Source organism: Clostridium sp. Marseille-P7770, from assembly GCF_902143525.1.
Lineage (GTDB): Bacteria > Bacillota > Clostridia > Lachnospirales > Lachnospiraceae > Pilosibacter.
In genome coordinates, this window is record NZ_CABFVC010000004.1 from 619976 (window position 1) to 627211 (window position 7236).

Genomic DNA, 7236 nt, shown 5'->3' on the forward strand with positions numbered 1-7236 from the left:
CCCCCAAAATGTGATTTTCCTGCGGATACCCGTTCCAATTGCCTGCTCGTAACTGTTCAGTACCCTCACAGTTACGGGGTCCGCTTTTATGAGCGCGTCCGTTTTATCGAGAAACACTTTATCGCTTTTAATTGCTGACGTGTCCGTTTCTAAAAATGTCCCGCGCTGCACACATGTCAGTGCGGGACATCTGTTATTATAGTACACTTTTTTTGGGACTTCAAGTACTTATGTCTTTATATTTTACATTCATTGTTACTTTTAACCTATCCCTTTTTTCGGAACGGGACAGGAACAACATCCACCGGGATCGGGCATTCATACGGCTTTCCGCCGGTCCTCATCTCATTTTCCTCTTTCGCCTTTTTTACCAGCTCCGGAGTCTCATAAAGTGTCACAGCAGCGTCCGCCAGCGTCTGCGCTGCGAACATCATGCCTTTTATCGCATAGGAGGATTTTCCCTGTGCAACCTCCACCCACGAATGCGGCTGGGTTCCAAGGCAGAAGCAGGCACACTGCAGTTGTAAAAGCGGTGCGATCTGGCTCACATCTCCCATATCGGAGGACGCCGTCTCCACAACCTCCTGCGGTTCAAACGGCAGGATAAAATCACCCATCGGATGCGTCCGGCAAAGCTCTTCCCGTGTCTCCAGGTCAAATTCCGGCAGCATTCCAAGGTCATGATCCGCCGCCTCATCTCCGATGACCCGCCGAAAGCCCATAATATATGCTCTCTCCTCCTCCGTGTACTCAGGAACCCCGATCTTCACCATAGTGTCATAAAGGAGTTTTCCAAGTGTATCACTCGGCACCACATTGCTGCATGCCTTATCAAACTCGATATCCACTGTTGTTCCTGTCATCAGCGCCGCACCTTTTGCAATATTGACAACTCTCCGATACAGTTCCTTCACTGTCTCATTATTCCTGCTGCGCACCAGATAAAGTCCTTCCGCCTCAGCCTGTACCACATTGGGGGACACGCCTCCGGAATTGGTGATCGCGTAGTGAATTCGGTCCGTCATCTCCATATGTTCCCTGAGATAATTGATCCCCACATTCATAAGCTCCAGTGCATCCAGCGCGCTCCTGCCTTTCTGCGGAGCCGCTCCCGCATGGCTGCTTTTTCCATGGAAGCGGAAATATGCCTGGCAGTTTGCCAGAAGACTTCCCGTCATCGCAGCATTCATCGTACTCGGATGCCAGGTGAGAGCGATATCGATCCCGTCAAAGACACCGGCCCGCGCCATATATGTCTTTCCGCTTCCGCCTTCCTCCGCCGGGCATCCAAACACCTTCAGAGTGCCGCAGCCCGGGTGATCTGCCAGATAGTCTTTTAGTGCCAGTGCCGCTCCGATCACTCCTGTCCCGAGAAGATGATGTCCGCAGCCATGCCCGTGAGTTGTCTCCGGGCGGGGCTCATGAACGGTACTGTCCGCTTTCTGGCTGAGCCCGTCCAGGGCATCATATTCGGCTAAAAGCCCGATCACCGGACTGCCTGTTCCATATACCGCCTCATAAGCGGTCGGAAGTTCACCAGCTCCACGCGTCACTTCAAATCCATGTCCCTTCAGGATCTTTTCCATCATTGCGGACGACTTTTTCTCTTCAAAACGGATCTCCGCCAGATCCCAGAGACTGCTGTTTAAGTCTGTCAGCAGTTTTTCATATTTTTTTACGTCAGCCATTATTTTCACCTGCCTTCTCACCCGTATGTCCGGCTTCTGCGTCATCCTTTTCCACTGCTCCTATTTCAGCGCCTTGCCTTGCTTTTTCCGCCTCCATCCGGCGTTTTCTTCTTGCAAGCGGTCCTTCGCCTGCCGGAATCGGGCAGATATATGGTTTTCCTCCGGTCCGCTTTTTAAAATCTGCTTTCGCCTCTTCTAAAAGCTTCGGATCTTCCAGAAGACGTTTTGTTATGTCCGACATAACCTGTCCCGCGAACATCATCCCTTTTTCTGCAAAAGAGGAGGTTCCCTGGGTCACCCACAGCCAGGAATGCGGCTGGGCGCCCTGGGTAAAGCATGCCGTCTCGATCTGGATCAGCGGCGCAATCTGACTCACGTCACCCATATCGGAAGAACCGGTTCCCGGCATGGATACCATCTTATAGGGAAGGATGAAATCCGCCATCGGATGTTCTTTCACAAGCTTTTTCCGCAATTCCATATCATAATGGGGAACCGCCCCATCATCATTCCACACAGCTTCCTGACCGACAAGATCATGATATTTCTTTACATAGTCTTTCTCTTCCTCCGTGTATTCCGGCGGACCGAGTTTTACCATTGTCTCATATGCAAGTTTTCCAAGCGGCAGATTCGGAATGACATTGCTGCATGCTTTGTCAAATTCAATCTCCACCGTTGTATCCGTCATCAATGCAGCCCCTTTCGCGACATCGCAGACGCGTTCATAAAGCTCCTTTACTCCGGCGTTCGTCCTGCTGCGCACCAGGTAGAGGACTTCCGCTTCCGACTGGACTACATTCGGTGAGGTTCCGCCTGTGTTCAGGACAGCATAATGGATCCGGTCTGTCATCTCCATGTGTTCCCGGAGGAAATTGACTCCGACATCCATGAGTTCCACAGCATCCAGTGCGCTGCGTCCTTTTTCCGGTGCATTTCCCGCATGACTGCTTTTTCCGTGAAACCTGAAATACGCCTGACAGTTTGCCAGCATGAAACAGCCCATCGACGCATTGATCGTGCACGGATGCCAGGTGATGGCCGCATCAATCTCATCAAAGACTCCGGCTCCCGCCATGATCGTCTTTCCGCTCCCGCCTTCTTCTGCCGGGCATCCGTAAACGATCACTGTGCCTCTCCCGGGATGTTTCTTCAGGTAATCTTTAAGATCCAGCGTGGCAGCCACAACTGCCGTGCCGAGAAGATTGTGTCCGCATCCATGTCCGTATCTCGTCTCCGGACACGGTTTCTTCTCCAGACAGTCCGCCTGCTGACTGAGTCCGTCCAGAGCATCGTACTCCGCCAGAATACCGATCACCGGTCTCCCGCTTCCATAGACTGCCCGGAATGCGGTCGGGATATCAGCCACCTGTTCTTCGATCTGGAACCCATGCTTTCTGAGTACCTCGATCACAGCCGCTTCCGAACGGTATTCCTCATACTTGATCTCTGCGGCTTCCCAGATCGTTTTATTCAGAACACTAAGTTCCTCTTTGAACCTTTCAACTGCATATTTCACTCTGTTTTCCTCCATTCATTTGATCATCGGCTTCATGGATTCATGCATCCGCAAAATCTAAAGCAGGTATTTTCTTCTTAGAGAATGATACCGATCTGCATCCATGGGCAGATCTTTCTTTTGCCTGTGAAACTGACGTTATTATCATGCAATGATCCATCAGTTTCTCCCTGCTGATATTTGTCGAACAGCCCACAGGAAAGTTCCCCTGTGGGCTGTCTGTTCTTTACATATATTTCGTCCAGAACATACTGATAAAAAATACCAGGACCAGGGACGGAATGTAATCCGCAACCGGCGGATTTTTTAGCTTTGCGATCCGCAGCGCATTTAATAGCTGGATCAGGCCGCCGCAGGCGGAGAAATCTCCGATCATTTCCGCCGTCAGATGCGGCATCAGAAACTCCGAGAGTCCATAAAACGCCATCAGCATGATCCCGAGCGGAATACTGATGAGAGCCAGGACCCATCCGCTGCTTCCCGCGAAAAAGATCGATGCGACACAGTCCATGATCGCCTTTGTCATGAGCACCGTGGTATCCCCCTCAAATCCCAGCGTCAATGCACCGATAATTCCCGTCGTACTGATGCAGTACAAGGTAAATGCAACGAGAAGTGTCTGTGCGGTCTCGCTTCCGCCTGTTGCCGGGAGCAGCTTCGATACGTTCGCAAGCCGTCTGTCGATTCCAATGATATGACCGATCGTGCCGCCAATCAGGAGCGCCAGCACAGCAGCCGACATATGAACCGCTTTTCCGAGAAGTCCCACACCGACAGCCGCAGAGATCACAGACAGTGCCAGATTGATACTCTCATTCAAAGAACCCGAAATGTACTTCTTCATCCCGCACCCGGCAAGTGTCCCGACAACAACACCGGCTACATCAAGTAAAATTACAGATGGCATATGCTTTGCCTACGCTTTCTTCATATAATAGTATGGTGCCTAACAATTATATTACTAACAATATACTTTGTTTCTTTTTTACTGTCAATCAATTTTTTCTAGTCCAAGAATATTCACAATCCGCTTTCACCGCTTATTGCTCTACGCAATAGAGGCAGAGGACTGCCTTGATCTTGTTAAAAAAGCGAATACTCTGTATCTTTTCGCACAGAATATCCGCTTATCGTTACCTGTTTTTGTCCTCTTGTTCTTTCTGATTCTGTTTTTCGAGAGATTTCTGTAGTTTTCCTAAAATCTCCATCAGGTCCTCATATTCGTCTTCTGAAAAATCTTCAAACCACAGTTCGTTGATCTCTTCATAAAATTTATGGACCTGAACCAGCTTGTCTTTCCCTTGTTCTGTCAGATAGATCAGTGTTTCACGTCTGGATCTCGGATTCTGCCTTCGCTCGATCAAGCCCTGTTTTTCCAATGTATTCAGAACACCTGAAACAGAAGCCGCCCTCAGAAAAAAACGATCCGCAATATCTTTCTGACGGCATCCATCATTTTCGCCAAGAAATCTCAGCATTTTAGGCTGTCCCCTGTGGAGTCCGATCTTTGCGAGACGATCATAGAAAAATTCCGTGGATGTTGCCTCGATCAGATTCCACATGTCCACAAAATCGATGTACTTGTTACCTTCCATTTATTCCTCCTCATTTTCGCTTCTGCATTCCACTTCTGCAACCGGAAGCTCCCCGAGCTCAGGCAAACATTAACCTTCTTTCCTCTGGAACGCCCCACCAATTCCCAACTCCATACGGTATTTGGCGACCGTACGTCTTGAGATCGGCATTCCGGCATCCTGCAATAATCCGGCAAGCTGTTCATCGCTCCACGGTTTTTTCTTGTCCTCCGCAGCAACGAGTTCCTTCAATTTCGCTTTCACGGCATTTCTGCTAACGTCGCCATTTCCATCTCCCGATGGGATCCCTGTTGTAAACAGGCTACGGAACAGGAAACATCCCGACGGTGCCCTCAGATACTTGTCACGGATCGCACGGCTGACCGTAGATTTGTGGATCTCCAGCGCATCAGCGATCTCCTCCAGAGTCATTGGTTTTAACTGCCCTTTTCCAAGGAGATATGGTTCCTGCCTCTTTAGGATCTCTCTTGTGATTCCTGTCAGAGTTTCTCTTCTCTGCTCTATCGCGTTCATGATAAAGCGGGCTCTGCGCAGCTTATTTTCAAAATAGGACTTTAATTCCTGATCCTGAGCTGTCTCCATCATGTGAATATAGTAATCATTGATCCCGAGACTTCCGGTCCACTTATCATTCAGTTCAATATTCCACTGTCCGTCCTGATTACTCAGGAGCACGTCAGGAAGAATATACTGGGCTTTTTCTCCACCAACTCCATTCAGCGGCCGTGGGTTCAGCTCTTTGATGATATGGATCAGTTTCCGGACCTCAGCAGATGACAGCTTCAAAGCTCTTGATATCGTGCTGATCTTTCCCTCAGCAATGTCCTGAAGATGATCATTTATCATCCGTGATAACTTTTCTTCCTCGTCCATCCCTCGGACCTGCAGCATAAGACATTCCTCGAGTCCGGAGGCGAAGATCCCATGCGGTTCCAGCTCTTTCAGCATCACAAGAACGTTTTCGACCTGCTCTTTCGAAACATTCAACCGCTCCGCAATTTCCTGCGGCGGCACCAGGAGATATCCACTCTGTTCAAGCGACTGCACGCAGAAATCCACAATCTTCTTCTCTGTATCCCCGATCTGCTTCCAATGAAGCTGCATGTTCACCAGATCTTCAATGGACTTCTCACTGTCCTCTATCTCATATAGCTCATTTTCCCGGCTGTCTTCCCGTTCTGTACCATTATAAAACCGTTCCGTCTCTTTATAAGTAACAGGAGCTGCTTCCTCACCCCGACCTGCTGTAAACTCAACCAGTGGATTCTCGATCTCCTCATTCTGCATAAAATCCTTCAGTTCCGTCATAGACATTGCAAGAATGTTTAGGGACTCCACCTGAAGCTGCGAAAGCACCTGCTTTGTCTGTAAGGAAATTCCTGCTTTTATCTCCATTGTATCCCCTGCCTTCCAGAATTGTATCTCAGTCAGACAAACGCTCCGCGCGTATACACAGCAATTCCGGGAAGAATCGGTCTGCTTACGCTGATCGGAATTAAGCGTCATATCTCACATGCGTTCGATTTGAACCCTGCCGTATAGGATATATCAGCTCGAATGATTTCTCTTATCCCGTCAGGTCATCATCCTCAGTATATCATGATAAATCAGATTCCCGCAAGACTGCCAGCAAAAATCATGACTTCTCTTTTTCCCATTTTGTTTGTATTTTCCGCGTATTCTTTCATCTGCATACATTTCAGGGTAAAGAAAAAACCCCAGAGTCCTTATAAATAAAGGATTCTGAGGCTCTCATAAGAGAGGCGACAACCAGATTTGAACTGGTGATCAGGGTGTTGCAGACCCACGCCTTACCACTTGGCTATGTCGCCATATTTAGTTAAATGACCCCAACGAGGTTCGAACTCGTGTTACCGCCGTGAAAGGGCGATGTCTTAACCGCTTGACCATGGGGCCTTAAATATATACTATCATATTTACTTGCCTCTGTCAACCGGATAAACGCGAATCCATCGATTACCAGATTTGAACTGGTGATCAGGGCGTTTCAGACCCACATCTCATCAGGTTTACCAAACACATTGGATAGTATGAAAAAACTCCCCGAGTAGGACTCGAACCTACGACAGCGCGGTTAACAGCCGCGTGCTCTACCGACTGAGCTATCGAGGAATAATGAAGGAACATACCTTCAAAACCACATATTGAACTCCATCAACCTTTGAATCTTCACTTGACCTTCCTGGATAAGCCCTCGACCGATTAGTAACAGTCAGCTCCATGCATTACTGCACTTCCACCTCTGCCCTATCTACCTCGTCGTCTTCAAGGGGTCTTACTTCTTAACGAATGGGATATCTCATCTTGAGGGGGGCTTCACGCTTAGATGCCTTCAGCGTTTATCCCTGCCAGACTTGGCTACCCGGCCATGAGCTTAGCAGCTCAACCGGTACACCAGCGGTCCGTCCATCCC

The 7236-nt window shown here is 49.0% G+C and carries 5 protein-coding genes, 3 tRNA genes and 1 rRNA gene; all 9 read right to left on the reverse strand.

All coding sequences use genetic code 11. The annotated features are described in order from the left end of the window. Nucleotides 1–266 precede the first annotated feature (266 nt). Nucleotides 267–1688 (reverse strand): amidohydrolase, encoded by a 1422-nt coding sequence (locus FN001_RS12735; RefSeq protein ID WP_142412076.1) that lies wholly within the window; start codon nt 1686–1688, stop codon nt 267–269. Continuing rightward, nucleotides 1681–3207, reverse strand: a complete 1527-nt coding sequence (locus FN001_RS12740; protein ID WP_207705626.1) for an amidohydrolase — start codon at nt 3205–3207, stop codon at nt 1681–1683. The genes FN001_RS12735 and FN001_RS12740 overlap by 8 nt, the downstream gene beginning before the upstream one ends. Before the next feature lie 226 nt (nt 3208–3433). After that, nucleotides 3434–4114 (reverse strand): DUF554 family protein, encoded by a 681-nt coding sequence (locus FN001_RS12745; protein WP_142412078.1) that lies wholly within the window; start codon nt 4112–4114, stop codon nt 3434–3436. Between the two features lie 226 nt (nt 4115–4340). Next, a complete protein-coding gene (locus FN001_RS12750; RefSeq protein WP_142412079.1) occupies nt 4341–4802 on the reverse strand; it encodes a MarR family winged helix-turn-helix transcriptional regulator in 462 nt (153 codons plus the stop codon). A gap of 69 nt (nt 4803–4871) precedes the next feature. Next, nucleotides 4872–6197, reverse strand: a complete 1326-nt coding sequence (gene rpoN, locus FN001_RS12755; RefSeq protein ID WP_185911924.1) for an RNA polymerase factor sigma-54 — start codon at nt 6195–6197, stop codon at nt 4872–4874. Nucleotides 6198–6563: 366 nt separating this feature from the next. Next, nucleotides 6564–6634: transfer RNA gene (locus FN001_RS12760), tRNA-Cys, on the reverse strand. A gap of 13 nt (nt 6635–6647) precedes the next feature. Further along, nucleotides 6648–6719 (reverse strand) — tRNA-Glu (locus FN001_RS12765). Nucleotides 6720–6862: 143 nt separating this feature from the next. Beyond that, nucleotides 6863–6935, reverse strand: a tRNA-Asn gene (locus FN001_RS12770). Nucleotides 6936–7005: 70 nt separating this feature from the next. After that, a 23S ribosomal RNA gene (locus tag FN001_RS12775) occupies nt 7006–7236 on the reverse strand; the annotation flags it as partial.